The organism is Mesorhizobium sp. Ca11, from assembly GCF_020165275.1.
In the GTDB taxonomy this organism is placed as follows: domain Bacteria; phylum Pseudomonadota; class Alphaproteobacteria; order Rhizobiales; family Rhizobiaceae; genus Mesorhizobium.
In genome coordinates, this window is the sequence record NZ_JAIUHU010000002.1 from 99940 (window position 1) to 126352 (window position 26413).

Genomic DNA, 26413 nt, shown 5'->3' on the forward strand with positions numbered 1-26413 from the left:
CAAGGAGCCGTTCCACCATCTGGAACATTGCCTGTTGGCTGCCGTTAGGACCGCTCATCGGTCCCCGCTGCAGAAAGGAAAGTCCATGTCCGAGGCCAAGACGACCACCAATCACGACGAAATCCGCAAGTGGGTAGAAGAACGGAATGGCCAGCCGGCTGTCGTTCGCACGAAAGGCAAGGGCGGCATTCTGCGCATCGATTTCGGCGAGCCCGAAGACACGCTCGAGCCAATCGAATGGGACGAATTCTTCCGCATCTTCGACGAGAACGATCTCGCCTTCCTGCATCAGGATAAAGCCGGCAGCGGTGGAACGAGCCGCTTCAACAAATTCGTCGAGCGCAGCCAGAAAGGTTGAGAGGCCGAAAACCTGGCGCCGTTGGAGGGAGGAGGCCCGATAATGGCGCGCGGCAGGCAGGGGTAGGCTGCCGCATCTATTCCGCTGAGCTCAATCGAGCGGCTGTCCGTCGGCCTGGGCGTCGCTCCAAGGTCGTAGCCATCCCCGGCGGGGGTTCCCGAACGGCGTCGGCAGTGGGAACCGCGTGGGCGCTCCGGCTGTTGGATCAGCAAGGAGCAATGATCATGGGACTCTTTTCCGACCTGAACAAGAAGCTGACCGAAAACCTGTACGCCCATGGCAGTTATCTGAGCGATCCGAGCGCCGACCTGCCGCGGCGGGTGGAGGAGACGGTCAACCTTCTAATGCCCTTCGTGCGGCCGGAGGCCCGCGAAACGGTGAAGCTGCAGATCCTCGGCATCATCCACGAGCATATCTATGACGAGGACTGACTGCGGCGACTGCTCGATCCGCCGGAGACGCTAGCCGAGGAACGCTTTCAGCCGTTATCCCGAACGCCGGGATCTGCCTTGCTTTTCGGCGTCGCGGAGCAGCCGCACGATGGCGTCCACCGGAGACGGGTCCGTGGTCGGCTGCGCTTTCCAGCGCCATAGATGACGAAACAAACTTCTCAAGCGCGGCATCGCAATTACCTCCTTGCGCTATCAAACCTGGGACGGGGAACGATGTTCCTTCATACCTGGCGGAAGATCGCGGCGAGCAGAAACACAACCGCGGCCAGGACGACCAGCGCCACGATCACCAGCACCGGGCCGTTCCTGCGCGGCTGCAGGCCGGGCGCGTTCTCTGGCGGCCGCATCGCGTTGGCAAAGCTTGCCTGGTTGGTGAAGCTCGGTTCGCGCGGCCCTGCCGGCTTGGCGGAAGTCGGGACATCGCCGGCCTCGGCATCCGTCTCCTGCGGCGCAGCCGCAGGGTCGAACCCAGGGGTCTTATCCTGCGTCCTGCCGGCCTGGATTTCGCCGCGGGCTTCGGCGGGCGTGCGTTGGTTGGGTGACATTCGGCGCCTCCTTTGTTTCCAAACCTGCTTCCGGCCCCGCTGTTCCAACCGCGCCATTAAGACGGATATCGATCAGGCGCTGCCTTCGAGTTCATCGCGAGCGTTGCGGGATGTCGGGCGCGGCTATCCAAGCCGATTCGTGAACTCGGGCGGAACTTTCAGGAGCAGGCGAGCTTTGTATCCTCGACACGGAGACGAAGAGGCAGGAATGCAAGTTCTCGACACAGCGATACATGCCGGTCCTGGAGACGTGACGGTCGAATTTCTCGGCGAGGGCGGGGAAAAGATCGCTGTCACCATGGTTGTGTCCGACCCGTTGCCCGGCGATGCCGCGCTTGTCGATCGCGCCAAAGAGCTGATGGTTCAGTGTGCTGCATTCGGCGGCCGGTCTGCGCAAGGCAGCCAGGACGGGTCCGTGGATGCCGTCCGACCCGCCGTCGAGAGGCCAACCGACGTGGGCCAGGATCTCTACACATTCGAATATCGTGACGGTGGCAGTTTGAGGCGGCTAGAAGGGGTGGAATTGCCCAACCTCGAAGCTGTTCATGATGAAGCGTTGCGCTCCGCGATCGATCTTCTCGACGATCCGGCTGCCGAAGCTCGGCGGGAGGGCTGGGCGGTTCGGGTTCGCGGCGGCGACGGCGATGTAATCTTGTCGGTCGATTTCGATGAGGCAAGGCGGGAAAAGGCCGCCGCATTGTGATGGAGGCAAGTCTGTGAAGGATCGGACGATAAAGACCTTTATGCCCCTGCACGCGATTGCCGCCGCACGGGGAGATGGGCTGAGGCCGGAATTTCTTCGCCTGTTCGAGGCCCGCGCGGCCTTGTCAGACCTCGACGTGATCCAGCTCAGCCGGGGCGAGGACGCAGGCTTGGACCAAGCCGGCCCGAATCCTATCGGCAGCCGCGCAGCCGTTTGCGGGCAAAACGTCGTGCGCTTCCCTCGCCGGCGGAGTACAACAAGTGTGCCAGGAGGAGGTAAGCGTGTCAGAGGAGGTCGTTATGGGAGCGCCCTTGGCACTGATCATTGAAGATGAATATCTGATCGCTTGCGACGTGGCGGATGGCTTAAGGGCACTCGGCTTCGAGGTGGCTTGCGTGGCCTCGGAACGGGCAGCCGCGACCTGGCTGGACGACAACCAACCGGATTTGGCCATCATCGACATCCAATTGCTCGACGGCCAAAGGGGGGCCGCCGCCGCTCGCCTCAAGGAGGCGGGTGTGCCCTTTGTCGTGCATTCGGGCTACGATCCGGCCTTCCAGTCGCCTGTCTTCCATGGCGCGCCTTTTCTGCCGAAGCCTGCGCCGATCCGGCATCTGGTCGAGCTTGCGAGCCGGTTGATAGGCGATCGCACCATGTCGTAGGCCAGGCTTTCTCAGTCCGGCGCATCGCTCTTGCGGAACCGCGACACCGCTTCGATCAACAGGTTGTAATCGACCGGCTTCGACAGCTTGGGCTTGTCGCGAAACTGGTCGGGAAAGACAGTGATGCTGTCGTAGCCGGTGAGGAAAATGAAAGGGACACCGCCGAGCGTGAGATGCTCGGCCAGCGGAAAGCTTTGCTCGCCTCGAAGGTTCACATCCAGCACGGCTCCGTCCAGAGCAACGCCCTCGATTTGTGCAAGCGCCTGTCTGACCGTAGGTGCCGGGCCGATCACTGTGCATCCTGCTTGGGTCAACTGGTCGGTGAGGTCCTCCGCAAGCATAAACACGTCCTCGACCACAAGGACATTCAGGCCGGACAAGAGCATGTTGTGTCCACTCCTCATCGCTCAGCGGCAAATGTCAGCGACCCGTGCCTGACGCCAGCGGAATTTCTATGTCGCATTCAAGTCCGGAGCGTTCGAACCTCAGATCGACCTTCCCTCCCAGCTCGTACTCCAAACTTTGCTGGATGAAGGTCGTTCCGAAATTCCTCCTTAGCGGCTCTTCGACGACAGGTCCGTCGATTTCCCTCCAGCGGATTGACAGAATGCCCGGTTTGTCGGTGTTCCAGGCTACTTCGACGCGACCGTCCTCTGTCGATAGGGCTCCGTATTTCGCGGCATTGCTGGCAAGCTCGAAGAATACCATGCCGAGTGTCGCGGCCGCGCTCGCGCCCAGCTGCAAAGGGCTTCCGAGGATGATGATATTCTGGCGCTCCTTGCTGCTGTAAGGCGACAGGACTGCCCGCAGCAACTGCTCGAGATCGGCATCCGTCCAGTTGTAGGAAGACAGCACGTCGTGCGTTCGACCCATTGCCTGCAGCCGCTGCTGGAAGGACGTGAAAAAATCGCCCATCGAACTGGATGTGCGAACCATGCGGGACGTCAGCGCGGTGACCGTGGCCAGGATATTCTTCACGCGGTGCTGCAATTCGTGCAGCAGCCTTTCCTGGCTGCGCTCGGCCTCCTTGTGACTGGATATGTCGACCAGCGCCGCAATGGCGCCGCGGACCTTGCCCTTTTCGTCGAACAGCGGGTTGGCCGACATCATAACGTCGATTGCGGTACCGTCCTCATGCTGGATCCTCGCTTCATAGCCCGGAATTGCCCTGCCGGTGCGCATTGTCTTGAGCAGCGGCTGGTCATCGGTGCCTACCTTGGTTCCATTGAAAGTCAGCGGCAGGATCGCGGGCACGGATATCAGCTTGGTGCCGGTAGCGGGCCGACCCAACAGCTCCGCCGCGCGCCGGTTGGCGCGGATCTCCACGCCGGCGCCATCCTCGGCGATGAAGATGCCGATCGGCACGAGATCGAGCAGGGCTCCCAGGCTTTCGCCGCGGTTGCGCAGGTCATGCGAGAGCGCGCCGATCCTTTTCTCGGCCTGCGTGATCTGGGTGATGTCGACGAAGGTGACGACGACGCCCGCTATGATATTGTCGACTGTCCGGTAGGGCAGCACCCTCATGATATAGCTCTGGCCGTTGTCCATGCCCTCGACCTGCCGCTCGATCGTGCCAAGCCTTTGCAGCACCTGTTCCATGTCGGCCTGCAAGCCGTCGGCAGTGAAGCGCGGACGGACATGCGCCAGCGGCCGTCCGACATCGCTTTCCACCAGCCGGAACAGGTCGCGCGCGGTCGGCGTGAAGTTCTTGATGCAGAGGTCGCGGTCGAGGAAGATGGTGGCGATTTGCGTGCTTTCGAGCAGGTTCGCCATGTCGTTGTTGGCGCGGGTGAGCTCGTCGACGCGCAGACTGAGCTCGGCATTGACGGTGTGCAACTCCTCGTTGATCGACTGGAGCTCCTCTTTCGAGGTCTCCAATTCCTCGTTGGACGACTGCAGCTCCTCGTTGATCGAGGAAAGCTCCTCGTTCGAGGATTTCAGCTCCTCATTGGAGGATTCGAGCTCCTCCGTCGTGATCTGCAGACGCTCCTTGGTTTCCCTCAGCTCCCTTTCGAGCTGACTGACATTGGCGCTTTCGACATCGTCGGTTGTGTGGACGGCCTCGTCCTCGGCTTCCGGCTTGATCCCGCCGACATCCCGGAAGACCAGCATAAAGAGCGGGTCGGAAGAACCATCGCCCGGAAGCGGCTGCACAGCCAGGCTGATCGTCTGACGCCCGCCATTGGTGCCGATGCTGATCTTGTTCTGGACCGCCACCTGTCCGGTGCTTACGGCCTTGTGGAGCGCGGCCCTCAGATCCATGCGCAACCCGCGACGCGCCATGGAAAAGACGTTGTGGCTGGGGGCGCCGGCAGCGAGCTCCAGATATTTGCCCGTGCCGCCTGAGCTGTGCATCATCTCGCCGGCGGCATTCACGATCACATAGGCCGGCGAATAGCGCTCGACGAGCAAACGCTCCGCGGTTTCCTGCAGGGTTCCGGCCGTTGCCCGCCGGCGCGCACTTGGATCCGTCGATCTCGCCGCGGTAGCGAGCGGGAATTCCGGCAACCGATGTGCGGTGGCCCCGTTGCGCCTCTGGAAGATGCGGCTTGTCTTATCCACCGTCGAGAACAGCTGTGGATGGCGCGTGACGTTCTCCGAGGAACCGAGAAGGAGATAGCCATTGTTGCGCAATGCGTAGTGAAAGATCGGGACGATCTTTTCCTGCAGTTCCGGGCCCATGTAGATCAAAAGGTTGCGGCACGCGATCAGGTCGAGCTTCGAAAAGGGCGGATCGCGCAAGAGATTGTGCACCGAAAACAGGCAGATCTCCCGCAGGTCGGCGGAAATGCGGTACGTACCGTCCTCGCGCGAGAAGAACTCCTTCAGCCGCTTCGGCGTTATGTCCGGCGCGATCGCCGCCGAGTAGCGGCCGGCGCGCGCTACTTCCAGCGCGCGCTCGTCGATGTCGGTGGCGAAGATCTGTAAGTTGGGCGAGGCGGCGCCGCGCGGCGCGTTCTCCTTCAAGAGCATGGCGATCGAATAGGCTTCCTCACCTGTGGCGCAGCCCGGCACCCATACCCTGATCGTTTCGCTGGGTTTGCGGTTCTCGAACAGCCGGGGAATGACCACACGCTCGAGAGCGTCGAAAGCCTGCGGGTCGCGGAAGAAGCTGGTGACGCCGATCAGCAGGTCCTGGAACAAAAGATCGACCTGCTGCGGGTCCTCGCGTAGCCGCTGGTAGAAGACGGTGGGATCGTCGATCTGCAGCACCAGCATGCGGCGCTGGATGCGCCGCAAAATGGTGTTGTCCTTATAGCCGCTGAAATCATGTCCTGTGCGCGAGCGAAGCAGGGCGGCGATGCGCGAAAGCTGTTCGGTCACTTCGCGCTTGCGCCGGTCCCGCTCGGTTTCGGTGCGGCTCGCGTGGGTGAAATAGCTGACCAGCTTGCCGGCCATCTCCTCTGCGGGAAGCACCATGTCGACCAGGCCGCTCTGGACGGCGCTGCGCATCATGCCGTCATATTCGGCGCTCTCTTGCGCGAGCGTCAGTCCGCCGCGCTCCTTGATGGCCCTCAAGCCGACGGTGCCGTCGCTGCCGGTTCCGGAAAGAATGATCCCGGCGGCGTTCTCGGCCTGCTCCTGCGCAAGCGAGATGAAGAAATCGTCGATCGGCGCCCGTCTGTCGCGCGCGGCCGCGATCTTGACCAAGTGAAAGCGCCGCTCTTCAATCCTCACCGAAACACCTGGCGGGATCACATAGATGTTGTCGGGTTTGACCTCTACGCTTTCGGCAACTGTTTGCGTTGCGATCGCGGTTGAGCGCTGGATGATGCTGGCAAGCGCACTTTCATGCTCGGCGTCGAGATGCTGGATGACGACATAGGCGAAGCCGCTGTCGGCGGGCACTTCGGGAAAAAAGCTCCGCAATGCAGCGATGCCACCCGCCGATGCGCCGATGCCGACAATGGGGAAGGACGCCGGCTGTTTTTCGTCGTCGTGCGAACTAACCCCTGCCTTGTGAGTACTTGCCTTCCGCGCTGACTTCGCCATTGCCCCTTACCTGAACCCGCCTGCTTTCGAGGATGCGTTCGATCACAGCGGCATCCGCCTCATATTCCTTCGCCCGCCTGCCCATTTCGGCGGCGAGTCCGGAGCGGCGCTTCGCCCGCTCCCGCTCTGCCATACGCTTGGCAAACTCTGCCCGCTGCTGATGCGAGCGGAGCAGGCTCCACAGGATCTCTTCGGCCTCCACCGCCTGCATCTCCATCACCGCGTCGGTGGTGAAGGCATGCCCGGTATGGCACCGATAGCGCAGCATGTCACCGTCTTCGATCTCCCACAACGGCCCGTGACATTCCGGGCATGTAAACACCGACAATTCGCCAAGTCGATCCGCTTCCTGCATCGTCGAATGCTCCTGCGCGGCAATGGCCGCTTCCAATCTAACCGCCGGCGGGGGAGGAAAGGATTCTCCCGCCGGCTCGACCGCAAGTTTTGCCAGCAAAGGGCCGAGTTCGGCAGCGGGCAGGCAGTGGTCGACCTCGACATAGCGCAGCGCGCTTTCAATCATCCCCGGCACCAGAGCGTCCTTGGGGTGCTGGACGACTGCCAGCCCGCCGACTGATTTGACGGCCCTCAACCCGGCGGTGCCGTCGGAAAGCGCACCCGACAGCAGAACCCCGATGACACTCGCGCCGTAGCTCAGCGCCGCCGACCGGAACAAGGGGTCGATGGCCGGCCGGGCAAGATTCTCGCGCGGGCCGCGTCGCAGCATCATGTGATCATCGTGAAGGAGAAGATGGAACCCGGGCGGCGCGACATAGACGCAGCCGGTCCTGAACTCTTCGCCGTTCCTTGCCGGCTGCGTTTCGAGCGTGCCCGCACGGTCCAGGATCTCCGGCAGGCAGCTGACCTGGCCGATATGCAACACGACAAAGATGGCCGCCGGCAGATCGGCCGGAAGGTTGGCGACGATCTGCTTCAACGGCTCGATTCCGCCGGCCGACGCGCCGATGACGATGATGTTATGGTTGGATAGACCTTTGGAACGGGCCATTCCGCTACGAGCCTCCAAACTGGGCGGTAAGAAGTGTTCCGTTGGGGTGACGGCATCATCGCGGTTCAGCGACAGGTCAGATGTTTAACCCTGTAATCTGCACGAAGTTCCAATCGCTGCCGGCCCAGGCTCGTCGCGAAAGATGGCGGGAACATAGGGGATGACTGGCAGTTGGGGTTTGCTTCAGACGCCATGCCAGGCGTTTGTCGAAGATCGGTGGGCAACACCTGATCGGTCTGCGCCTGTCCCTTGCAAGCGCGGGCTTCAGGCCCGGCAGGTCTGCCGCGCCGCTGTACAGATGTCGCCGCCAAAACCACAGGAGACAGCAATGAAGCATCAGACCTCATATGAACTTCAATCGGTGGCGGTCGTCGACCGGCTTGGACTGATCCCCCTTGCCACGAGAACGCAGCGGATCGAGCGGTGGGCGGAACTGCTGGACCGCAATCCGCTTCGGTGTCTCTCCGCGCTGACGGGCACTGAATATGTCGATCCCGAGGTTCGCGAAAAGGTGCGGGCGGACGGATCGCCGCTCGCGGTTGCTTTCGATGATCCGTTGCTGCGCGCGGCCGGTCTGCAGTCCGACACCTACGGCGAGGCGAAGCGCTTTTTCGAATTGTCCGATTGGCAATTGCATGACGTCGTGTGCAGCTGCCATACCGGCGCGACGATGCAGGCCAGCTGGGCTGCCGCGCGGGTCCGTCGGATCATAAAAGGCAACCGGATCATTGCCTGGCTCAGAAGCCGCCTGACGCATTGAGAATGCTGGTCGCCAGGCGAGCGCAGGCCGCCGGCGGCTCGGCTGCCTGCGATTAGTGCAGCAGACAAGCTCCGCGCAGCCGCGCTATCTTGCGCATGATGGTGTTCAGCCAGTCGGCGATCGATGACCCGGCGGGCCTTTTGTCGATATCTTCAAGCGCCTGCTCCAAAGTGTGCTCGACAAGGCGGTCCGAAGCGCCGGCATCGTCCAGCAGCAGACGCGCGGTGAGCCGGAGCTTGGGGAGCAGCGCAACGACGTCCTCCGCTGCGGGCGCCGGCTGCGCGACGGTCACCGGCTCCGCAAAGGGTTCCGGCGGGAACAGCGCATCGACCACGACGGCGCCGTTCGAGGACTTGCTCAGGCTGCTCGCGAAACGCAAACGCTCGGGGATGGCGATCTCGTCATAACCGCTGAAGAAGACGAAGGGCACGTTGCGCCGCATCAATTCGTCCGCGACCGGGAAGACGAGGCGACCATGCAGGTTGACATCCAGAATCGCTGCGTCCGCCGCTTTTGCATGTCGCCCGGCCTGCTCCACTGTCGCTGCCGGTCCGAGGATGATAGCGCCCATCCCAGCGAAGAAGGTCGCCAGATCGCTGGCCAGCAGCCACTCGTCCTCCGCGATCAAGAGGTGAAGTCCCCTGAGGTTTCGCACACGAAGCTCCTTAGTTCATATTCTGACGTTGGTGAGATCTCAGTCACGGGGCATGTCGCGTCGCAACCGACGCGTGTATTCATGAGGTCGCAAGAAAGCCAACTGGTAGAACGCGGCGATAGGTGAACCGTTCCGGCGGTTCGCCGCGCCGGATCTGACAGCTATGGAACCATTCCGCCGGCCGGCGGTTCGACACCAGGCGGGAGTCGGCCGGGAACGATGACCCATGACGCCGCAGGGCGAAGCTTCCAGGGAAGACAGAGAGCGCCAAGATACCGACCGTATCCGCGACCTTGCGGAAAGAACGAGAATTCCAAGCGGGTTGGCGCTGGCGCTGATCCTGAATACGGCAACGAGCCGAACGTGCTCGATCGCGAGGCTGCAAAGTTCAGGCGCGACGCGAAGAACGGCGGCAGATAGGGAGCTGCGGCGTGCTGGCCGATCCCATGGTCCTCATCCTGATGTACTTCATCCTGCCGGTCTGGCTGGTTGCGGGCTTTGCCGACTGGCTATGCCATCGCGCCACCCACATCGAATCGACGACCGGTGCGAAGGAATCGCTCATTCACTTGCTGATGTTCGCCGAGGTTGGAATCCCGCTGCTTGCGGCAATGTTCCTGGAGGTGAACGCCTTGGTCATCGCCGTGATGATCGTCACCTTCTTCATTCACGAAGCGACGGCGATATGGGACGTGCGCTATGCGACCACGGCTCGCACGGTGAGCCCCGTCGAGCAGCACGTGCACAGCTTTCTGGAAATGATTCCGCTGATGGGGCTGGTCATCGTGGTGGCGCTGCATTGGGGCCAATTCCTGGCGCTGTTCGGCGCCGGAACGGAAAGGGCTCGCTTCGACCTGGCCTGGAAAGAACAGCAACTGCCGGTGATATACATTGCCGTTGTGATGATCGTGATCGTGCTGTTCGAGCTGCTGCCCTATGTGGAGGAGTTCGTCAGAGGCCTGCGCGCCAACTCAGGCCGGCTGGTGCCTGACAAGGCGAGGCGGCGTGAGCCCGGCGACACGGCGACGCGCTGAGGCTGGCTGTCCTCTCAGCCATTCTGGTCGATAGCGTGCGGCGAGGGCTGCTGGGCGCCGCCGCTCGGGCGCCCGCCGTTTTGGTCAGCCCAGACCCAAACGGCGACCAGAACGATCACCAGAATGCCGAGAGCAATTAGGATACGACGCATCCCCGGGCCGACCTGCTTCAGCCGCCTGGCCTGTTGGCGGCCGGATCAGAGCCGGCGCCAACCGCGGGATCGGGCGCCACCGGACCGCGCTCGACTTCCGAACCTTCCGACTCGATCTCCTGCACGGCTTGATCCCAGTGTTCCTGCTGACGGCCCTCGGGGCGGCCTTCACGCTCCCAGATCTCATGAGCGCGTTGCCTGATGCGTTCTTCCCTGTCCATGCCTGGCTCCTCTCGCACGGCTGAACTGCATTGTCTGCGCCTAATCGGATGCCTGGAGGTTTGTTCCACCGGACTTGAAACGGACTGCCCGGCAGTTGGGAACGCCGCTCTCGCGCCGGTGTTATCTTTCATCCAACCGGAGATAGAGTCATGAAGAACAGTTTGAACCGTCGCGAGACCGGCGCCACGAAATATCCCGCCAACACCGATCCGGATCCGAGCGACGAATTTTCCCAGGACGCCGCCGGCAATGAAAGGCCCCATGTCGATCCGGGCCTCAGCCGCAAGCAGGGCGAGGTCGAGGACAAGACCCGTCAATCTGAGGGCCGCAATCCGCCGCGACAGCCGACGCCAAGCACGGCGACGGAAAAGAGCTCAGGGGCCGGTCCCGCTGTCGCGGAGCATTCCAAGGACGCCAAGGCGCCCAGGAGCGGCCGTCAGCCCGGCGCGTATGTAAAGAAATGAACGGCGGCGCGCCCCCTGGAACATAGCTTTGAATTCTAAGTTCGGTAGCAATCGTCTCCGCCGGTTCCGGCATTGAGGCGGCGAGTAGCCAGGCTCCGAGACCATCCGGTTGCTGTAAAACGGCGGACCGACGATGAACAGAAAAGCCCCCAGCATGCATTTCCGGAAACGAGCGGGCGCGATGACGTGTCGCCCGCCTGTTCAGCGCCGAACGACGGCTTGGCTGGTTTTGCCGGCAGGCCTCTTGGCAGGTTCTCTTTGTGCCCCGGCCTCGGCGCACCAGGCGCCGGCGGGCTGGCAGTACGATCCTTCCTGCTGCGCCGGAGTGGATTGCTATCAGGCTCCACCTTCGGACGTGAAAGAGACGAAATACGGCTACCAACTCTCGACCGGCGAGCTGATCCCCTACAGCGACCACCGCATCAAGCGATCACGCGACGAATATTTTCACGAGTGCAAGCCCGGGGGCGACACCAGTTCCCAGCACTCCTTCTGCCTTTATGTTCCGGACCGCGGGATGTGAGGCGCAGCGGTTAGATCCCAAATCGTGACCAAGAAGGCCCGTCCTCCACACAGGCGGACCTTCTCGGTGTGCGAAAGCTACAGGCGCGAAACGCCTACTTGTTGCAGTTCTGCATGTTGGATGTGGTGTTGCCGCTAGCGGTATTGTTGTCGATATCGTTGCCAGCCGCGTCCTTGCACCGGTCGCCCATGCCGCCGGACGGGTTTGTGGTCGTGCTGTTTGTGGCGTTTGGATCGACCGTGCCGCCATTGCCGTTGTTGTTCATGCCGTTGGTTCCGGTCGTGGTGCCTGTTCCAGACCCGTTGCCACTGGTTCCAGAGCCGCTGGATTGGGCCATTGCGGATGTAGCCAGGACAATTGCAACAGCCGAAGCCGAGAGAAGTCTAATCATGGGGAAGTCTCCTGTTTGATCGCCCGATTGCGATATGTCTCAAACAAGAAATCCCTGTCGATGTTCCAGACTGGCAGGTGCTATTCCATAACTTCTTGTCGATTACACCTGAAACCAACAATGCTGCCATATCGAATGCGCGTCATAGAACAACTAGGCTTATTTGTTGTTCGAATTTTCTGCCTCGGGTCGATCCCGGCCGCGATGTTGGAGTCGTTTCACATCGCCTTCGACCGTGTCCCGCCATGGCTCCTTGAAAGTGCCCTTAGAGGGTGCCGATGCCGGGATCGTTCTCCCATATCAGCGTCGCTCGGCGAGCATCGGAATTCCCGCTTATTCGCCGGCCTCCATCATCGTCTTGGCTGGCTCCTGTGCGACGTTTTCCTCGATCTGGTCGCGGCCCGGAGTTCGAGGCAGCGCCTTGCGGAAGTTCTTGGCGTAATCGGGCGGCATTTTCGGCGGCATCATCGGCTCATAGGCGTCGACGAGCGCTTCTATGATCACCGGCCCGCTGGCGGCGAAAGCCTGGTCGAGCACGCGCTCGACCTCCCCCGCCCGCTCGATGCTGAACCCTTTTCCACCCATCGCCTCGGCGGCCTTGGCAAAATCGATCGGCTGCAGCTCGCAGCCGAATTGGGGATTGCCGAGGAACATCATCTGCTCCCAGGCGATCTGGTTCAGCATGTTGTTCTTGATGACCAGGAGTTTCAGCGGAATGCCATAGCGCACGGCCGTCGAAAACTCGCCCAGTTGCATGGCGAGCCCGCCATCGCCGACGATCGCCGCGATAGGGCGGCCGGGAAAGGCTATGCCGGCGGCGATCGCATAGCTGAGGCCGCAGGACATGGAGGCAAGCGCACCGGAAACGCCAAAGGCTTGCCCCGCGCGGAGATCGACATGACGGGCGGCAAGCTCCGTGTTCTGGCCGGAATCGGTGGCCAGAATCGCATTCTCCGCAAGACGTTCGCCGAAGGCACGCGCGACGCGTTGCGGCTTGAGAGGATGAGACAAGGCGTCTTCGGACTGGCGCATCATCTCGCGCCATTTGCGCATCGAGCCTTGCGCCGTCGCCAGGAACTCGCCGTCGGCTTTCTGCTTCAGCCGCTTGTTGAGGGCGCGCAAGGTCTCCGCCGCATCGCCGACCAGACCGGCTTCGACCGGAAAGCGCAGGCCGATGCGCTGCGCATCGCAATCGATCTGGACGCCACGCGCCTTGCCCGGCCGGGGGTAGTACTCGATGTAGGGGAAGGTCGAGCCGACGATGAGCACGGCGTCGCATGCTTCCATCGCCTCCTGCGATGGCAAGGTGCCCAGAATGCCGATGCCGCCAGTGGTGTAAGGATGGTCGTCCGGCAGCACCGCCTTGCCCAGCAGCGCCTTGACCACCGGCGCCAGCAACAGCCGCGCCGATTCTTCAAGCTCGGCCGCCGCGCCGATCGCTCCGCGTCCCGCAAGGATCGCCACGCGCGCTGCGTCGTTGAGAATGGCCGCGGCCTTGTCCAACTCCGCGTCTTGCGCGACGCAGTGAGGAGCGAACATGCCCTGCGGCGTGTGCGCCGGCCGGTTGCGCTTGGATCGCTTGGCCGCGTCGGCGGGCTGTTCCTGGATATCGCTGGCGATTGAAAGATGGGCGACGCCCCTGCGGGCGAGCGCGGTGCGGCAGGCGAGGCTTGCCACGTTCTCCATATGGGCCGCGTCCGAGACCTGGACGTTGTAGACGCTGACGTCGTTGAAGACGCGGGTGAGATCGACATCCTGTTGCGTGAATGTCTCGATCAGGTCATGGAACTGCATGCCGGTAATTGCCAGCACCGGCGCCTGGTCGAGCTTGGCGTCGTAGAGGCCGGTGAGAAGGTGAGTACCGCCGGGCCCCGACGTTGCGAGGCACACGCCGAGCTTGCCTGTCCATTTGGCGTAGGCGCAAGCCATGAAAGCGGCCGATTCCTCATGCCGCACCTGGACGAAGGATATCCTGTCCCGGTTTTTGCGCAGCGCCTCCATGATGCCATTGATGCCGTCGCCGGGCAGGCCGAACACGACTTCGACGTTCCAGGCAATCAGGGTGTCGACGAGGATTTCGGCTGCGTTGGGCATGGCGAGGCTCCGCTGTTGGCTTCCGAACCGGTAAGACCACGGTTGGTTCCCTCGTCGGATCGGGCCGGGCCGGCGGCCACAAGGAACAAACCTGATTGCAAGGGGTTGGGCGGCCACTGCAATGTGCTGCTCTGAGGAGGATCTGTGGAAGAGCCTGTTTTCTGCGACACGCCGCTGCTGCGGGTCGCCTATGTGAGCGGCGGATCCGAGGACGGAGCGCCTGTGCTGCTCCTTCATGGCTGGCCGGACGATGCGACCACTTTTGCGGACGTGTCGCCATTTCTTCACGCCGCGGGCTTTCGCACCTTCGCGCCATGGCTGCGCGGGTTTGGAGGAACTGTGTTCCACTCAAACGAAACGATGCGCTCAGGCGAGATCGCCGCCATGGCGCAGGACGCGCTCGACTTTGCCGATGCCATCGGCCTCGAACGGTTCGCGGTTGTCGGCCACGACTGGGGGGCACGCATCGCCTACCTGCTCGCCTCCGTCTTTCCGCAGAGGATAAGATGCTGCGCGGCGCTTTCGCTGGGATGGCAACCCGGCTCGCTTCCGACGCCGTCTTTGGAGCAGACGAGGGCCTTCTGGTACCAGTGGTTCATGGCGACCGAGCGCGGCGAGGAGTTCGTGCGACAGCACGGCCACTCCTTCGCGCGATTCCAGTGGGGCAGCTGGAGCCCGCCAGGCTGGTTTGACGACGCGCTGTTTGAACGTGTGGCGAAGTCCTTCAAAAATCCGGACTGGCCGGATGTGACGCTGCATTCCTATCGCGTGCGCTGGGGGGAGGCGGATCCCGATCCGCGCTACGCTGAACTCGCGCGCAAGCAGGTTGAGGCGGAGGTCATCTCGGTGCCGACACTGGTCCTTCATGGCGATGACGACCGCGTCGTTCTGCCGGGTTCGTCCGAAGCCAAGGAGAAGTATTTCTCGGCAAGCTACGAACGTGGGCTTCTGCCGGGCGTCGGCCACTTTCCGACCCGCGAGGCGCCTGAGCAGACCCGAGAGGCGCTGGAGAGCTTCCTGATAAGCTTCGGCAGGCAATAGGCTGCGCCGACGATATTCGGGACAACTGCGCCCGAGAGGAAGTTCGTCGGTCCAGCAGACTGGCGGGACAGGAACCTTTTTCCCATCAGTGGGTTAGTGGGGAAGGCATTAACCCATGTTAGGGGAACGGCCGTGACACGCAAGCTTCGTGAGGAGCCCTCCAAGATCACGACGCCGGAGCGCGAGACGAGCGTCGCGTTGGAGGCGCTGGGATGCGAGAATGCACCGTCTCGAATGTTGGCACTGGCGCGTAAGCTCGACGCCGCGATAGCGTTGCGGACGCGCAAAGCCCGCCCGAATTGATTGTCGACCGGGACGTTCCGATCGCAACGATGCGGAACAATCATGGCCGGCAGTTGTTCGTCTCCAAACCTTCCATGAGGCGGTCGGATGAAGGGCATAATTCAAAGCCTGATTGCCGAGTTCCTGCCGCGATGGTGGCGCCGAAAATCTCGCGCCCCGGCACCGAGGCAAGCGCCGGTTCGTGTGTTCTCGCGGGTAGAATCGGACAGTTCCCAAGCGAGCGGGGCAGGGGAAGAATCGGATGGAGGTCCGAGATAGCGCAAGCTGGGGCATGCCCGCTCCGCCGGCTGAAACATTCGTCCCGATTGCTCGTTCGGCAACATCATTTCAGCGGGCGGGAGGGGACACCGAAAATGCCGAAGACAGTTTTCCTAGGGGACGCTAAAGCCGTGGTTGAGTGCGGACCAGGGCTGGTTAAGCTTACGCCCGGCAATTCAGCGCGCTCTTTCATGGAAGCTTGCCGCAAGCTCCGGCTGTGGACGAGAAGAATGCCGTCCAACTCTGAATGTTCACCACACGCTGGAAACGTGAAACTTTCTCCGGAACATTTCTGTCGCCTGCCGGTTCGAAGGGGGATCGCCCCTCCCTCTAGCGATCCAGGGTCCCATCAGGCCCATGGCCCGTTGCCGCATGCAGGCAGCGGGCCTTCTTCGTCTGGATCACCGCGTGGATCTTCGATTGCCGCGGGGCCCCCAAACCGGGCGCAAGGGGAACAAGCGGGAGATCTCCGGGTTCCTCTGAGATAGCGGGAAATGTCAACCAGGAGGCCGCAATGAGCGAGGCTATGACGACCTCAAATCACGAAGTGATCCGAGCTTGGATCGAGGCGCGCGAGGGCAAGCCTGCCGTCGTCGCCGGGCCGGGGAAGGGCGCGATCCTGCGGGTCGATTTCGGCGCAGGCGACGAAGATCTGAGACCGATCGAATGGGAAGACTTCTTCAAAGTGCTGGACGACGACAATTTGGCGTTCGTCCATCAGGACATGACCGCGGAGGGTACCATCAGCCGCTTCAACAAATTCATCGCGCGCGAATAGGCCTCCAGGAAAGAACGGATATCGCGCTCGAACTGTCACTGAGCCCCCGGCATCTTGCTGGCATCCTGCGGATTCTTCGTGATGCCGGCGGCCGGCGAGGTATCCTGCGGCGCGTTCCCGCCCTGGTTTTGCTCGGGTGCCCGTTTGACGGGCGCTGTTTGCCAGCCTGTGCCGACATAGACGAAGGCCCAATAACAGAGCACCAGGACCACCGCAGCCAATATCAGTGGCAGAAGCACCCGTCTCATGTCGAACTCCTGGCTGGCTTTGCGTCTGTTGTGGCCGCCGACGGCGAGGTTAGGTCGTCCTTCGGCGCGCCGCTTCCCGTTCGACATCCTCAGCCGAATAACTGCCGGCAGCCGGATCGAAGGCTGCCCACCCGTCCGCTTCATATTCGCTGCGGCGGTCGGCGATGTTGACTGACGCGGAGCTGTGAAGGACTTCCCGGGCTTCCGAAGCGAGGTCGTCCTCGACGCGAGCCGTCACCAGCGTGCCGCCGCGGCGGACGCCTTCGGCATAGACATGCGCGTCTTCCTCCGGCACGCCGGCATCGGTCAGGCTGCCGATAATGCCGCCGGCCGCGCCGCCCACAATCGCTCCGGCGACGGCGCCCGCGGCTGTCGACGCCAGCCAGCCGGCCGCGACGACCGGCCCGACGCCCGGTATCGCCATGGCGCCCAGGCCTGTTGCCAGACCTCCGGCGCCGCCCACGACCGCACCGATACCGGCGCCGCTGGCGGCATCCTCGGCGGCCGACGATTGCGTGTTTCGATACCAGCCGCGGGCATTGTTGGCCATGATGCTGATGTCGGATGACGGGACGCCAATGGATTCCAATTCGCCTACCGCGTCAGCGGCGTCATCATAGTCGTCGAACAGCGCGGTGATCGTTTGCATGTCGGTTCTCCTGTCTATTGTTGGCCGGCGAAGACGTTGCCCTGATAGTCGAGTGCAACGGAGGTGCCCTTGCCGTCCTTCGTCGCCTGGCCACGCCAGATGCCCTGCTCGTCCTTGGCGAGCGCTGACACGTCCGCATAGCCGGCATCCTGGATGCGCTTCTTCGCCTGCGCCTCGGTGAAGCTGTTTGCGCCGGGAACCGGAGCGGGTGGTTTGGGTGTCGATGCCGATTTGACCGCCGGCATGCTCGCGCTGGCGCGGGCGATCTTCTCGATCATGTCCTGATGCATTTTCAGTGTCGGCAGGGTTTCCGTCGCGAAAGATTTGAGCGCGGGATTGTCTCCGTCCTTGGCGTAGGCCTCGAACAGGCCGACCGCGTCCGCATGTGCCTTGCGCTGCATCTCCACGTAAGGCTGATCCAGCGAGGCCGTCGTGCTCTGCAACCGTTCCAGATCGCTCTTATGCTCCGCATCGGATCGCGTCGGTAGCTGCAATTTCTGCTCGGCGGCGATCTTCTGCAGTTTGGCGTTCGCTGCGCCGTGGTCGGTGATCATCCGCTTGGCGAAATCCTTGATCTGCTGATCCTTCGCATTGTCTTGCGCGATCTTGCTGGAATCCACTTCGAACATCCCGCCGATGGCAGCCTTGTCGACGAAGGTCTGCGCGTCGTCGGCCGCGAAGGCCGGAAGGGCAAGCATCAACGCGACGGCCGTCGATGGAACGAGCAACATACGCATGCTCATGGCTGAAGGCTCCCTGCTGTTTGATGGGGCCCGAACCGCTATTCCCGGCCTTTGTTCCGCGACAGACTTGTGGCGTTTCAAAAGGCCAAAATGGAATCCGCCAGCTCTGGCCGGCCGGGTTTCTGATCGATCGACCATGGCGAAGCCCGGTCAGCGGGCAAGAGAGGAGCCGGTGAATTCGTCGATGAGGATCGGCCCTTTTTTCAACGGAGACGGGCCTTTGCTTCAATCAAGCGCTCGGAGTCGAGGCGAAACCGGCCTTTGTCTCAGAGCTCTGCTCGCGGGTGGAACGAAAGCCGAATCCGGGAATTACCTACAAGCACTGAAGATTACTTGCAGGAGGAACAAATGGGACGAGGTATTCTACTCTGGCTGCTCGGCGTTCCGATTCCGATCATTATCCTTTTGATGCTTTTCGCGCGGTAGGAGCGGACAATGACCAATGCCTTTTCCGCGGTCGACGAAGCCGCGGTCGAAACATCTTCGTCTGCCGTCAATTGGGGACCTATCGTGGCGGGCGCTTTCGCCGCGGCCACTCTGACGCTCGTCCTCATGCTCGTCGGTTCCGGGCTTGGTCTGACGATGATGTCGCCCTGGGGCAGCGCTTCGCTGACGACATTCGCCGTGTCGACCGCGGTCTGGCTGGTCATAGTGCAATGGCTGTCATCCGCGCTTGGCGGCTATATTGCCGGACGGCTTCGCACCAAGTGGGTCAACGTTCATACCGATGAGGTGTATTTCCGCGATACCGCGCACGGATTCCTGGCCTGGGCGCTTGCCACCTTGCTGGTGGCCACCGTCCTTGGTTCGGCGATCTCGGGAATTGTCGGCACTGGCGCCCAGGCGACGACCGGCTTGTTGAGCGGCGCCGCAGCCGGTGCAGCTTCGCAGGCCTCGTCGGCGCAGTCGCCATCCGCCAATGATTTGGCTGGATATTTCGTCGACGCGTTGTTCCGGCCGGCCGATAACGCAGCCGCTGCAACACCACCGGCCGGCACGCCTCAGAACAATGCCGATGCCGCTGGGCAGGCAACACGCATACTGGCAATCAGCGCTGCGAACGGCGAAATGAGCGCGAATGACAAGGCATATCTTGCCCGCCTGGTGGCATCGCGGACGGGCCTGCCACAGGCCGATGCGCAGAAGCGGGTGGACGACGTCCTCGCCAGCGTCGAGGAAGCCAAGAACAAAGCCAAGGCGGCCGCCGACAAGGCCCGCAAGGCAAGCGCCACCACTGCTCTGGTTGGCGCATTGTCGCTGGTGATCGGCGCCTTCATCGCGGCCGTTGCGGGAGTGCTTGGCGGCCGGCAAAGGGACGAGGACGAGGCTCGCTTTTTGAGAAGCAGCTGACGGGTCATCGCGCCTAGTCTGGAAGAGGGCGGCAACCATGTCTCCGACAGCCGTGGTCGTGCTACTGGCCGCCTATGGCCTCGAGCGGAATGGCAGCCGTGAAATTGAGCCCGCTCGGCGCGAGCCGCAAGTCCACTGTCGCTCCGAGCTCGTACGGCAAGGTGCCCTCCAGAACCTCCAAGCCGAAGCCGCGCCGCTCGACGGGTTTGAAATCGTGGGATCCGCTCTCTATCCATTTGAAATGGAGCAGGTCCTCTTCGAGCTGCCATTGGATGTCGATGCGGCCCGCGCGGCTAGACAGTGCTCCGTATTTCAGGGCGTTGGTCGCTAACTCGTGGATGGCCAGTCCCATTGTCTCGGCGGCCTTGGGCGCAAGCGTCACGGGCGGACCGTCGATCGTCAGGTTCTCGCCTTCCCGGCCGCCCGCAGCACGCAATTCTTCCGCCACGATCAATGCCAGACTGATACCGATCGACGGGCGGCGTGTGATGGCCGCCTGGACCCGGGCGAAGGCGTTGATGCGGCCTTCCAGATGGGCCGCGGCTTCGTCCAGGGATTCGCTCTTCTCCATCGTGCGCCGCACGATCGAGCGGATGATGGCCAGCGTGTTGCGCACGTGATGCTGCAATTCGGCGAAGCGGGCCCGGTGTTGTTCCTCGCATTCCTTCTGACGCGTGATGTCGTGACCGATGCCCCCGATCCGGGCGACCTTTCCCGCTTCATCGCGCATCGGAAAATCGGCGTTGCGCAGCCAGCGTGTCTCATTGTCGGCCGGCCGGCATATACGGTATTCGAAGGTGACGCTTTCGCCGTCGCGAATGCGCTCGATCTGGGCCAGCACATGCTCGCGGTCTTCAGGCAGGACAACGTCGATCCAGCTGGCGAAGTTGTCGCCGGCTAGGGCCTTTTCACGGCTCATGCCGTAAATGGCGTCGAAAGCCGGGCTCAGATATTCCCACTGCAGCGTCTCGGCGTTGCGAATCCAAAGCACGTCCGAGGCGGCCTCTCCGAAATCCTGCAGGTTCTCCTCGCTTGCGCGCAGCCCGGCTTCGGCACTCGCATGCTCGTGCAGGGCCGCCTGGACCTCGGCCAGGCTGCGTTCAAGCGGCTCTTTGGGCGGACCCTTTGACATCACTCTTCATTGGCATCGAGATGCCTGCCTTCGCGATCGAGATGCAGATAATTGGGATTGAACAGGGCGACGTCCTGCAATGCTTGAAGGTTGGGAATGGTCAGCGTCCTGTCCTTCAGCACGATGAGGTTCGAGGCGCGCAGCTCCTGCAGGGTGCGATTCACATGAACCGTCGACATGCCCAGCGTCTCGCCCAGTTCCGTCTGCGTCAGCGGGAACTCGCAACTGCTGTTGCTCGTGCAGCCGGCGGCCTCCAGCCGGATGAACAGCTCGCATAATAAATGCGCCATGCGCTCCAGTGCATCGCGCTGACCGAGGTTGACCGTCCACTCGCGCTGTATCGCTGCTGCGACGAGCGATTCCCACCACAGTGCCTGGGTGATGCGCGGATGCCCGATCATCATTTCGTCGAAGGCCGTGCGCGAGATTTCCGACACCACGACCGGCGTGATGGCGCCGATAGAGTGGTCCATTTCCTTCAGGACGAAGACATTCAGATCGCACAGGTCCCCAGGCAGGAAAAATGCGATGATCTGCCTCCGGCCGTCTTCGAGGGTCTTGTAGCGGCAGGCCCAGCCCTCGCTGATCAGATTGATGAATTCGGGCTTCTCGCCCTCGTGGATGATATCCTCGCGCGCGGCGAAACGTCGAACCCGTTGCGCCGCTATTCTGAGCAGCATGTCCTTGTCGGCCTGCGAAAGCCGCGTGAACTTCTCGAGCTTCCGGATCAGAGGCCGCCTCATCCTTATCCTTCTTGTCCGTGATACACAGAACGATCGGGCAACGACCTTACCTATGTTAACGTCCCTTTGCCGCGGACGACTGCGCGCAGGAAGCGCATATGGACGAGAAAGTCGCCGATGCTCGCGCACCGTCCTGGAGACGCGTATTTTCCTGAGCAGGATACCACAGCCGCGATTTTCGCGCTCGGTTTCACGGCTATTGATCCCGTCGCGGCCAGCCACGAGGCCTTGGAAGCGCCTGGTCAAGATCGCGTCGAAATGGGCATGACCGATCTCGACGGCCGGACCGCCGATTGATCATGCGTCGTGAGCCAAGCGCTGAGAAGCGGCTGCCGCGGGTGTGCGCCACCGGCTACGACGCGGCCGCGCCCCTCTCGTGTTGCCAATCGCAGCTGGACAAGCCCACTGCCGACCAATCCGGAGCGTCACCCGCTGGACATGGCGCGCCGGCCTTGCGGCCCCTTGAGAGATCCTCGCCGGATTAGACCGACATCAAGTCGAAGCTGACGGCGTGTCCATGCTTGACGGCCGACCGCGCGATCATGTTGCTCAATTGAGGAGACTCTATCGAGCAATCCGGCATGACAGTCAGGATGGCCCGCGTGGCCGCGGCCACCGACACCGGCGAGCGGTGCGAGGAACGCGTTTCCATATAGTGCTCGATGAGTTCGTTCAGCCGGACAGGATGATATTTGATCACGCCGCACCTCCCTAAGCCGCGCTTATTCTCTTGCAGCCAACGAATGCTCCCGGTCTCGCGGTCGCGCATTAACCCATGAGAGGGAGTCGGGAAAATTCTTTGAAGCTTCGACGGTGCAACGACACGTCTGGAGACGTTGGCGCTTCGATCAATCACACTGGCTTTGCGCGCGCATTCCCTTCGCCTGCGGCTTCAGCCAGACGCATCCGCGCCAGGTCATTCCGGGCTAACGGGAACCGAGCGCCTTGGCTTCGCGCTCCAGCGTCGCGCGGTCATTGCCGTGTTTGCGAATAAGCTCCCGGGCTTCGGGCATCGTCAGCTGGAATTTCCGTGCGAAATACGCGACCTCATATTCTTCATCGCCCGATACGCGGTCGCGGTCGCGGAAATCGCGCTTGTTCTTGTCGTCGGCCATCACCGTTCCTCCTGGTTGAAGAACAACGTCCGCCGGTAAACGTTCCGTCGGCCGCTGCACGGAACATGCGGCTCGGTGCGGTTCGGGAGTCCCCCCTCGCACCCGCCGGCGTACCGAGCGCCTGATCGGAGAAACGGCATGGCCATCGTGGGGAGCCGCCTTTTTGCTGGAACGATCCCGCTGGGCTGCTGGCTCAAATCGGGGCGGGCAAAATCTCGGCTCGCCCATGGCGGACCCGCCGGGATGCGTCTGATCTCAGCTCTGGTCGCGAAGCAATATTCTGGCGTCCTCGGCAGCAGCGATGAAAGCCTGGCGTGCGACCCTTGGCGGCTCCTGATTGCGCAACACCGCAAGGCAGGCCTGGATCGCGCGGCGCCGTGTCCTCAAATGAGGCTTGGGCCAATCGTGCAAAAGCACGTCAGCCGCATCCAGCACCGACACGACGACGCGGTCACGGTCGATGCGACCTGGCTGCACCACGACCGGTTTGCGAAAACGTTTGCTGCGATAGCGCATGGCCGCTTTGCCGCTGAAACGGTGATCGGACACGGCATCATCCTTCAATCGGCGTTTGCGACAACAACCTATGTTAAGGCGGCGCGATCGATCGTGGCGCAGAGTGCGGCGGCCTTAGTTCCCTCACCGAGGCAGGCCCGGTCTGCGCTCCTGTGTCACCAACGAGGATAAGCAGACCGGGCTTTCAATTGGCTCCGCAATGCCTGCGGAAGGCCTTCAGCGATCCCATTCTCCATGGAAAGCGCGCTTCTTCAGTAAACATGGACGCGAGCATGGGCACGGCCGTGAGTGGAGATCGGCTTGACTGTCGCCTCGCACGGACGGTGGGCGGAACATTTGGCCGCCAACTCGGTTAGCCGGACGACCGACCGCCTCCAACCGGGAAGGAAAAGCCATGTTCGGCATCGATCTGTGGGCCTTCGTCGTGATCGGTGGGCCGATTATTCTCCTGCTCGTGCTCGTTTATGCTCTTTTGACTCGCCGGCACCGAGGACCGGCCGAACGCCGCGAGAGCGATCGTGCAACCGAGCGCCTATACCGCAAGCAAGGGGACTGAGGTGAGGCTCACCCACAGTCGCCGGCGACGGAACCAGCCGGTCAGGTTGCTGTTTACATCCCGGATGAAGATTTGAGCTCGGAGCAACGGTCGATGGCCGATGACGAGTTGCCGGGCGTGCTGGCGACGCTGCCTGTGATCGACGCCAAGGCGGAGCCGACGCTGAAGAGCGCGGAGGCGGAAGCTTTCTATACGCACGCGATCCGCGAGCTCGCCGCCACCGACATTCCTTTTCTGGTTGCCGGGACATATGCGGTGAGCGCCTATACCGGCGTCGTGCGCCAGACCAAGGACCTCGATATCTTCTGCAAGGCAGGCGATTGTCCGCGCATCCTCGCCCATTTCAAGGATATCGGCTACGCCGTCGTGATCGAGGACGATCGCTGGCTGGGGAAGGTCTTCGAAGGTCCGCATTTCTTCGACGTGATCTTTGCTTCCGCCAACGGCACCATGCAGGTCGAGGACCAGTGGCTGGAGCATGCCCGGCAGGTCGAGCTACTGGGCAGCCGGGTCAGGATCATCGGACCTACGGAACTTATCTGGTCGAAATGCTTCATCCAGGACAGGGGACGGCACGACGGCGCCGATATCGCCCATACTATCCTCAAGGCACATGAGCAGATCGACTGGCAAAGGCTGCTGTCTTATCTCGACATTCACTGGGAGGTGCTGCTGATGCAGTTGCTGAATTTCCGCTGGATCTATCCCAGCGAACGCGACCGCATTCCCGACTGGTTGCTTGACGATCTGCTCGACCGGCTCGCCAGGCAGCGGCAATTGCCTTCACCGAGGATGAAGATCTGCCGCGGTCGACTGCTGTCGCAGGTCGACTACGAGATCGATGTCAAGGAATGGGGTTTTGCCGGTGTCGGCGGCGTTGGAGAATTTCACGATGGCTGAACAAAGCAGGGCAAGCAAAACGAGCGGAAACGGCAAAATCAAAGTCGCCGCGGTAGGCGATCTGCATGTTCAGGAAGATGCCCAGACCTCCCATCGCGACCTGTTCGGCGAGGTTTCGCGCGAAGCCGACATCCTGGTGCTTACCGGCGACCTCACCAATCTCGGCAAGCCGAAGGAGGCCGAGCTTTTGGCGGAGGATCTCCGGGCCTGCTCGATTCCCGTGGTCGCGGTGCTCGGCAACCACGACTACGAATCCGGTTGCGCCGAGCAGATAGCGGCGACACTTCGCCAGGCCGGCGTTTACCTCCTCGACGGACAGGCGACGGAACTGATGGAAGTCGGCTTTGTCGGCGTCAAAGGTTTTGTTGGCGGGTTCGGCTCGAGGATGCTCGGGTCCTTCGGTGAGCCGGCAATCAAGGCCATGGTGGCCGAGAGCGTCAGCGAGGCGATGCGGCTGGAAAACGCCATGCGGCAAGTCCGCGCCAAGCGGACGCTTGTTGTGCTTCACTACGCCCCGATCGTGGAAACGGTCGCTGGCGAGCCGCCTGAAATCTTCCCGTTCCTCGGCTCTTCCCGGCTGGCCGAAACGATCGACCGGTTCAAGGTGAGCGCCGTCGTGCATGGTCACGCGCATCGAGGCACCTTCGAAGGTCAAACTCCCGGCGGCGCGAAAGTCTACAACGTCGCCATGCACGTCGCGAAGCCGACGGGCCGGCCCTATGCGCTGCTCGAGATCTGAGCCGGCCAGCGACTTGGTGACCGGGCTAGACCTCGTCGAACTGGCTGCCTTCCTTGGAAGGGCCCGCGGTGTGGACAGTCCCCAAGGAGCGGATGAAGCGCTCGAAGGCGCACAATGTTTCTCTGTCGCGCCAAGCGCGTGCGGGAACCGACCTGCACATGTACGGAACGCTCTGGCTTCTCACGCAGGGGGAGTCCCGCAAGACGAAGCGCGTGCGGCTCTTCACCGACTTCATGTCCCGCAGGCTTGCCGCGCACGCGCCGCTTCTCGCCGGGCTGTCCATATCGCGCGACTGACGCGCGGCAGGTCGCCGGAGACGCTTGCGCATCTGATGGTTCGGGCGACGGCAGCCTTCAACGCGGGAAACTTTTTGAGCGGCCACGGTCTCTTACGGTTTGACGCTTTTGTCGCCATAGCCGCCCCATGCAGCCGGCGCGCTTGCGGCCTGCGCCGCTTGAGCGGGATTGAGCGCAGCATTCCACTTCGCAGGCCAGCGGTATCTGGATAGGGCTCTATGTGGCGATGAGCTTGGCCAGACGATCCGATGCCTCGGTTCCACTCACTCCAAGGTCGCGAACGCTGCTCATGTGATTGGCACCGGAGAGGGCGGTTTGAGAGACTGCCAGCCCTTGTTTTCGCAGATGCTTCGCAAATGCCTCGGCCTGGCTGTGGAACGGCGGCGTTTCCTCGGCTCCAACAGCAATCTCGACCTCTACGGCGGGATCGAAGCGATGTGTCAGCGGCGACAGGCTGGCGGCCTCCTCGTCCGTTATGGCGATCTCGGCGGCAAGGAAGGAGGTCTGCAGAGGCTTCAGCTCGTACAAGCCGCCAAGCAGCAGCGCGCCTTTGACGCTTGATGATCGGCCGTCATCGTTGAACAGCATCGTCGCCAGATGGGCGCCGGCGGAGTGCCCGCTGACCGTCAGGCGCCCGCAATCGCCGCCATGCTCGGCGATGTGCTCGAGCACCCAACGCTTGGCTCGGCGCACCTGCTCGACGATGGCGGCCATCCTCACCGAGGGCATCAGTGAATAGTCGACGATGATCGCGATCGCGCCCGCCCGCGTCACCGTGTCCGCGACATAGGAATAATCGCGCTTGGAGAACATGCGCCAGTAGCCGCCGTGGATGAACATGTGCACCGGCAGGCGATCGCGTTTTCCCAGGGGAAAGAACAGATCGACGGTTTCGGCGGCGTCCGGTCCGTAGGCGATATCGGCGACGCTCGGGATTTTCGCCCGGGTCTCCGCGCTGCGGCGAACGATCTCTGCGACGATATCGTCGAACTCCGTAACGTGGTCGCGGATGCGAAACGGATCCCTGGTCAC

Annotated in this window: 32 protein-coding genes and 1 pseudogene; 16 read left to right on the forward strand and 17 right to left on the reverse strand. The window is 62.4% G+C overall.

All coding sequences use genetic code 11. The features are described from left to right. Positions 1–85: 85 nt before the first annotated feature. Positions 86–358 (forward strand): hypothetical protein, encoded by a 273-nt coding sequence (locus LB538_RS04205; protein ID WP_140833344.1) that lies wholly within the window; start codon positions 86–88, stop codon positions 356–358. 224 nt (positions 359–582) lie between these two features. After that, positions 583–789 carry a hypothetical protein gene (locus LB538_RS04210; RefSeq protein WP_095768905.1) on the forward strand — a complete coding sequence of 69 codons (207 nt, stop codon included), beginning with the start codon at positions 583–585 and terminating at the stop codon, positions 787–789. 242 nt (positions 790–1031) lie between these two features. On the opposite strand, the gene LB538_RS04215 is transcribed toward LB538_RS04210, so the two are convergent. Then, positions 1032–1355 carry a hypothetical protein gene (locus LB538_RS04215; protein WP_140542275.1) on the reverse strand — a complete coding sequence of 108 codons (324 nt, stop codon included), beginning with the start codon at positions 1353–1355 and terminating at the stop codon, positions 1032–1034. Between the two features lie 208 nt (positions 1356–1563). On the opposite strand from LB538_RS04215, the gene LB538_RS04220 reads away from it, so the two are divergent. Together LB538_RS04220 and LB538_RS04225 are read left to right on the forward strand one after the other, a co-directional pair. Next, complete coding sequence (locus tag LB538_RS04220) at positions 1564–2058, forward strand: DUF6894 family protein (RefSeq protein ID WP_224527702.1); 495 nt, start codon at positions 1564–1566, stop codon at positions 2056–2058. 311 nt (positions 2059–2369) lie between these two features. Continuing rightward, positions 2370–2720: a response regulator gene (locus LB538_RS04225; protein ID WP_224527705.1), complete on the forward strand. Its 351-nt coding sequence runs from the start codon at positions 2370–2372 to the stop codon at positions 2718–2720. Positions 2721–2731: 11 nt separating this feature from the next. Here LB538_RS04225 and LB538_RS04230 read toward each other — a convergent pair whose 3' ends face one another. From LB538_RS04230 to LB538_RS04240, 3 genes are read right to left on the reverse strand one after another with little or no spacing between them, the layout of a single operon-like run. Further along, positions 2732–3106, reverse strand: coding sequence for a response regulator (locus LB538_RS04230; RefSeq protein ID WP_224527708.1), 375 nt, complete (start codon positions 3104–3106; stop codon positions 2732–2734). Between the two features lie 34 nt (positions 3107–3140). Then, positions 3141–6713: a CheR family methyltransferase gene (locus tag LB538_RS04235; protein WP_224527710.1), complete on the reverse strand. Its 3573-nt coding sequence runs from the start codon at positions 6711–6713 to the stop codon at positions 3141–3143. Next, a complete protein-coding gene (locus LB538_RS04240) occupies positions 6667–7719 on the reverse strand; it encodes a chemotaxis protein CheB (protein WP_224527713.1) in 1053 nt (350 codons plus the stop codon). The genes LB538_RS04235 and LB538_RS04240 overlap by 47 nt, the downstream gene beginning before the upstream one ends. 328 nt (positions 7720–8047) lie before the next feature. Between LB538_RS04240 and LB538_RS04245 the strand changes: the two genes are divergently transcribed. Further along, the gene (locus LB538_RS04245) at positions 8048–8479 is read left to right on the forward strand and encodes a hypothetical protein (RefSeq protein WP_224527716.1); all 432 of its coding nucleotides are present in this window, start codon (positions 8048–8050) and stop codon (positions 8477–8479) included. Positions 8480–8531: 52 nt separating this feature from the next. Here LB538_RS04245 and LB538_RS04250 read toward each other — a convergent pair whose 3' ends face one another. Continuing rightward, positions 8532–9107, reverse strand: coding sequence for a response regulator (locus LB538_RS04250; RefSeq protein ID WP_224527718.1), 576 nt, complete (start codon positions 9105–9107; stop codon positions 8532–8534). Positions 9108–9565: 458 nt separating this feature from the next. On the opposite strand from LB538_RS04250, the gene LB538_RS04255 reads away from it, so the two are divergent. Next, the gene (locus LB538_RS04255) at positions 9566–10168 is read left to right on the forward strand and encodes a diguanylate cyclase (protein WP_224527720.1); all 603 of its coding nucleotides are present in this window, start codon (positions 9566–9568) and stop codon (positions 10166–10168) included. A gap of 169 nt (positions 10169–10337) precedes the next feature. Here the strand turns inward: LB538_RS04255 and LB538_RS04260 are convergent, their stop codons facing one another. Then, positions 10338–10541 carry a DUF2934 domain-containing protein gene (locus tag LB538_RS04260; RefSeq protein WP_095768854.1) on the reverse strand — a complete coding sequence of 68 codons (204 nt, stop codon included), beginning with the start codon at positions 10539–10541 and terminating at the stop codon, positions 10338–10340. Positions 10542–10691: 150 nt separating this feature from the next. Here LB538_RS04260 and LB538_RS04265 point away from each other — a divergent pair, with 150 nt between their 5' ends. Together LB538_RS04265 and LB538_RS04270 are read left to right on the forward strand one after the other, a co-directional pair. After that, complete coding sequence (locus tag LB538_RS04265) at positions 10692–11006, forward strand: hypothetical protein (RefSeq protein WP_224527721.1); 315 nt, start codon at positions 10692–10694, stop codon at positions 11004–11006. 244 nt (positions 11007–11250) lie between these two features. Beyond that, positions 11251–11529: a hypothetical protein gene (locus LB538_RS04270; protein ID WP_224527724.1), complete on the forward strand. Its 279-nt coding sequence runs from the start codon at positions 11251–11253 to the stop codon at positions 11527–11529. Between the two features lie 94 nt (positions 11530–11623). Here the strand turns inward: LB538_RS04270 and LB538_RS04275 are convergent, their stop codons facing one another. Beyond that, complete coding sequence (locus tag LB538_RS04275; protein WP_224551591.1) at positions 11624–11794, reverse strand: hypothetical protein; 171 nt, start codon at positions 11792–11794, stop codon at positions 11624–11626. Positions 11795–12253: 459 nt separating this feature from the next. Next, on the reverse strand, positions 12254–14014 hold the full coding sequence (locus LB538_RS04280; RefSeq protein ID WP_224527730.1) for a thiamine pyrophosphate-dependent enzyme: 1761 nt from the start codon (positions 14012–14014) through the stop codon (positions 12254–12256). 144 nt (positions 14015–14158) lie between these two features. Here LB538_RS04280 and LB538_RS04285 point away from each other — a divergent pair, with 144 nt between their 5' ends. After that, a complete protein-coding gene (locus LB538_RS04285) occupies positions 14159–15055 on the forward strand; it encodes an alpha/beta fold hydrolase (protein ID WP_224527733.1) in 897 nt (298 codons plus the stop codon). A gap of 1075 nt (positions 15056–16130) precedes the next feature. After that, positions 16131–16394 carry a hypothetical protein gene (locus LB538_RS04290; protein ID WP_224527735.1) on the forward strand — a complete coding sequence of 88 codons (264 nt, stop codon included), beginning with the start codon at positions 16131–16133 and terminating at the stop codon, positions 16392–16394. A gap of 35 nt (positions 16395–16429) precedes the next feature. Here the strand turns inward: LB538_RS04290 and LB538_RS04295 are convergent, their stop codons facing one another. The 3 genes from LB538_RS04295 to LB538_RS04305 are packed head-to-tail and all read right to left on the reverse strand — an operon-like array spanning position 16430 to position 18034. Further along, positions 16430–16642: a hypothetical protein gene (locus LB538_RS04295; protein ID WP_095768904.1), complete on the reverse strand. Its 213-nt coding sequence runs from the start codon at positions 16640–16642 to the stop codon at positions 16430–16432. A gap of 49 nt (positions 16643–16691) precedes the next feature. After that, complete coding sequence (locus LB538_RS04300) at positions 16692–17291, reverse strand: hypothetical protein (RefSeq protein ID WP_224527737.1); 600 nt, start codon at positions 17289–17291, stop codon at positions 16692–16694. A gap of 14 nt (positions 17292–17305) precedes the next feature. After that, a complete protein-coding gene (locus LB538_RS04305) occupies positions 17306–18034 on the reverse strand; it encodes a DUF4142 domain-containing protein (RefSeq protein ID WP_224527739.1) in 729 nt (242 codons plus the stop codon). Between the two features lie 435 nt (positions 18035–18469). On the opposite strand from LB538_RS04305, the gene LB538_RS04310 reads away from it, so the two are divergent. Beyond that, entirely contained in the window at positions 18470–19384 is a 915-nt protein-coding gene (locus LB538_RS04310) for a hypothetical protein (protein ID WP_224527741.1), read from the forward strand. A gap of 61 nt (positions 19385–19445) precedes the next feature. Here the strand turns inward: LB538_RS04310 and LB538_RS04315 are convergent, their stop codons facing one another. Together LB538_RS04315 and LB538_RS04320 are read right to left on the reverse strand one after the other, a co-directional pair. Then, positions 19446–20516 (reverse strand): sensor histidine kinase, encoded by a 1071-nt coding sequence (locus tag LB538_RS04315; protein ID WP_224527743.1) that lies wholly within the window; start codon positions 20514–20516, stop codon positions 19446–19448. Beyond that, positions 20516–21259: a Crp/Fnr family transcriptional regulator gene (locus tag LB538_RS04320; RefSeq protein WP_224527746.1), complete on the reverse strand. Its 744-nt coding sequence runs from the start codon at positions 21257–21259 to the stop codon at positions 20516–20518. Before LB538_RS04320 ends, LB538_RS04315 begins: the two co-directional genes overlap by 1 nt. 117 nt (positions 21260–21376) lie before the next feature. On the opposite strand from LB538_RS04320, the gene LB538_RS04325 reads away from it, so the two are divergent. Next, positions 21377–21556, forward strand: a complete 180-nt coding sequence (locus LB538_RS04325) for a hypothetical protein (protein WP_224527748.1) — start codon at positions 21377–21379, stop codon at positions 21554–21556. Positions 21557–21740: 184 nt separating this feature from the next. Here LB538_RS04325 and LB538_RS04330 read toward each other — a convergent pair whose 3' ends face one another. From LB538_RS04330 to LB538_RS04340, 3 genes are all read right to left on the reverse strand, one after another. After that, complete coding sequence (locus LB538_RS04330) at positions 21741–21959, reverse strand: hypothetical protein (RefSeq protein WP_140844354.1); 219 nt, start codon at positions 21957–21959, stop codon at positions 21741–21743. 226 nt (positions 21960–22185) lie between these two features. Continuing rightward, positions 22186–22374 (reverse strand): DUF3606 domain-containing protein, encoded by a 189-nt coding sequence (locus tag LB538_RS04335; protein WP_095768840.1) that lies wholly within the window; start codon positions 22372–22374, stop codon positions 22186–22188. Between the two features lie 255 nt (positions 22375–22629). After that, positions 22630–22938, reverse strand: a complete 309-nt coding sequence (locus LB538_RS04340) for a DUF982 domain-containing protein (RefSeq protein WP_224527751.1) — start codon at positions 22936–22938, stop codon at positions 22630–22632. A 346-nt stretch (positions 22939–23284) separates the two neighbouring features. On the opposite strand from LB538_RS04340, the gene LB538_RS04345 reads away from it, so the two are divergent. From LB538_RS04345 to LB538_RS04360, 4 genes and pseudogenes are all read left to right on the forward strand, one after another. Then, the gene (locus LB538_RS04345) at positions 23285–23446 is read left to right on the forward strand and encodes a hypothetical protein (RefSeq protein ID WP_095768839.1); all 162 of its coding nucleotides are present in this window, start codon (positions 23285–23287) and stop codon (positions 23444–23446) included. A 93-nt stretch (positions 23447–23539) separates the two neighbouring features. Then, positions 23540–24346 (forward strand): hypothetical protein, encoded by an 807-nt coding sequence (locus LB538_RS04350; RefSeq protein WP_095768838.1) that lies wholly within the window; start codon positions 23540–23542, stop codon positions 24344–24346. Then, on the forward strand, positions 24339–25085 hold the full coding sequence (locus LB538_RS04355) for a metallophosphoesterase (protein ID WP_224527754.1): 747 nt from the start codon (positions 24339–24341) through the stop codon (positions 25083–25085). Before LB538_RS04350 ends, LB538_RS04355 begins: the two co-directional genes overlap by 8 nt. A 143-nt stretch (positions 25086–25228) precedes the next feature. Continuing rightward, positions 25229–25381: pseudogene (locus LB538_RS04360) on the forward strand (LysR family transcriptional regulator); the annotation flags it as partial. Positions 25382–25597: 216 nt separating this feature from the next. Here LB538_RS04360 and LB538_RS04365 read toward each other — a convergent pair. Beyond that, a complete protein-coding gene (locus LB538_RS04365) occupies positions 25598–26413 on the reverse strand; it encodes an alpha/beta hydrolase (RefSeq protein ID WP_224527757.1) in 816 nt (271 codons plus the stop codon).

Bases quoted from the DNA above. Each gene is read 5' to 3' on its own strand.
- LB538_RS04205 (WP_140833344.1), top strand. From the start codon at position 86: ATGTCCGAGGCCAAGACGACCACCAATCACGACGAAATCCGCAAGTGG.
- LB538_RS04210 (WP_095768905.1), top strand. From the start codon at position 583: ATGGGACTCTTTTCCGACCTGAACAAGAAGCTGACCGAAAACCTGTAC.
- LB538_RS04215 (WP_140542275.1), bottom strand. From the start codon at position 1,355: ATGTCACCCAACCAACGCACGCCCGCCGAAGCCCGCGGCGAAATCCAG.
- LB538_RS04220 (WP_224527702.1), top strand. From the start codon at position 1,564: ATGCAAGTTCTCGACACAGCGATACATGCCGGTCCTGGAGACGTGACG.
- LB538_RS04230 (WP_224527708.1), bottom strand. From the start codon at position 3,106: ATGCTCTTGTCCGGCCTGAATGTCCTTGTGGTCGAGGACGTGTTTATG.
- LB538_RS04235 (WP_224527710.1), bottom strand. From the start codon at position 6,713: ATGGCGAAGTCAGCGCGGAAGGCAAGTACTCACAAGGCAGGGGTTAGT.
- LB538_RS04240 (WP_224527713.1), bottom strand. From the start codon at position 7,719: ATGGCCCGTTCCAAAGGTCTATCCAACCATAACATCATCGTCATCGGC.
- LB538_RS04245 (WP_224527716.1), top strand. From the start codon at position 8,048: ATGAAGCATCAGACCTCATATGAACTTCAATCGGTGGCGGTCGTCGAC.
- LB538_RS04260 (WP_095768854.1), bottom strand. From the start codon at position 10,541: ATGGACAGGGAAGAACGCATCAGGCAACGCGCTCATGAGATCTGGGAG.
- LB538_RS04265 (WP_224527721.1), top strand. From the start codon at position 10,692: ATGAAGAACAGTTTGAACCGTCGCGAGACCGGCGCCACGAAATATCCC.
- LB538_RS04275 (WP_224551591.1), bottom strand. From the start codon at position 11,794: ATGAACAACAACGGCAATGGCGGCACGGTCGATCCAAACGCCACAAAC.
- LB538_RS04280 (WP_224527730.1), bottom strand. From the start codon at position 14,014: ATGCCCAACGCAGCCGAAATCCTCGTCGACACCCTGATTGCCTGGAAC.
- LB538_RS04290 (WP_224527735.1), top strand. From the start codon at position 16,131: ATGAGCGAGGCTATGACGACCTCAAATCACGAAGTGATCCGAGCTTGG.
- LB538_RS04295 (WP_095768904.1), bottom strand. From the start codon at position 16,642: ATGAGACGGGTGCTTCTGCCACTGATATTGGCTGCGGTGGTCCTGGTG.
- LB538_RS04300 (WP_224527737.1), bottom strand. From the start codon at position 17,291: ATGCAAACGATCACCGCGCTGTTCGACGACTATGATGACGCCGCTGAC.
- LB538_RS04305 (WP_224527739.1), bottom strand. From the start codon at position 18,034: ATGAGCATGCGTATGTTGCTCGTTCCATCGACGGCCGTCGCGTTGATG.
- LB538_RS04310 (WP_224527741.1), top strand. From the start codon at position 18,470: ATGACCAATGCCTTTTCCGCGGTCGACGAAGCCGCGGTCGAAACATCT.
- LB538_RS04315 (WP_224527743.1), bottom strand. From the start codon at position 20,516: ATGTCAAAGGGTCCGCCCAAAGAGCCGCTTGAACGCAGCCTGGCCGAG.
- LB538_RS04320 (WP_224527746.1), bottom strand. From the start codon at position 21,259: ATGAGGCGGCCTCTGATCCGGAAGCTCGAGAAGTTCACGCGGCTTTCG.
- LB538_RS04325 (WP_224527748.1), top strand. From the start codon at position 21,377: ATGCTCGCGCACCGTCCTGGAGACGCGTATTTTCCTGAGCAGGATACC.
- LB538_RS04335 (WP_095768840.1), bottom strand. From the start codon at position 22,374: ATGGCCGACGACAAGAACAAGCGCGATTTCCGCGACCGCGACCGCGTA.
- LB538_RS04345 (WP_095768839.1), top strand. From the start codon at position 23,285: ATGTTCGGCATCGATCTGTGGGCCTTCGTCGTGATCGGTGGGCCGATT.
- LB538_RS04350 (WP_095768838.1), top strand. From the start codon at position 23,540: ATGGCCGATGACGAGTTGCCGGGCGTGCTGGCGACGCTGCCTGTGATC.
- LB538_RS04355 (WP_224527754.1), top strand. From the start codon at position 24,339: ATGGCTGAACAAAGCAGGGCAAGCAAAACGAGCGGAAACGGCAAAATC.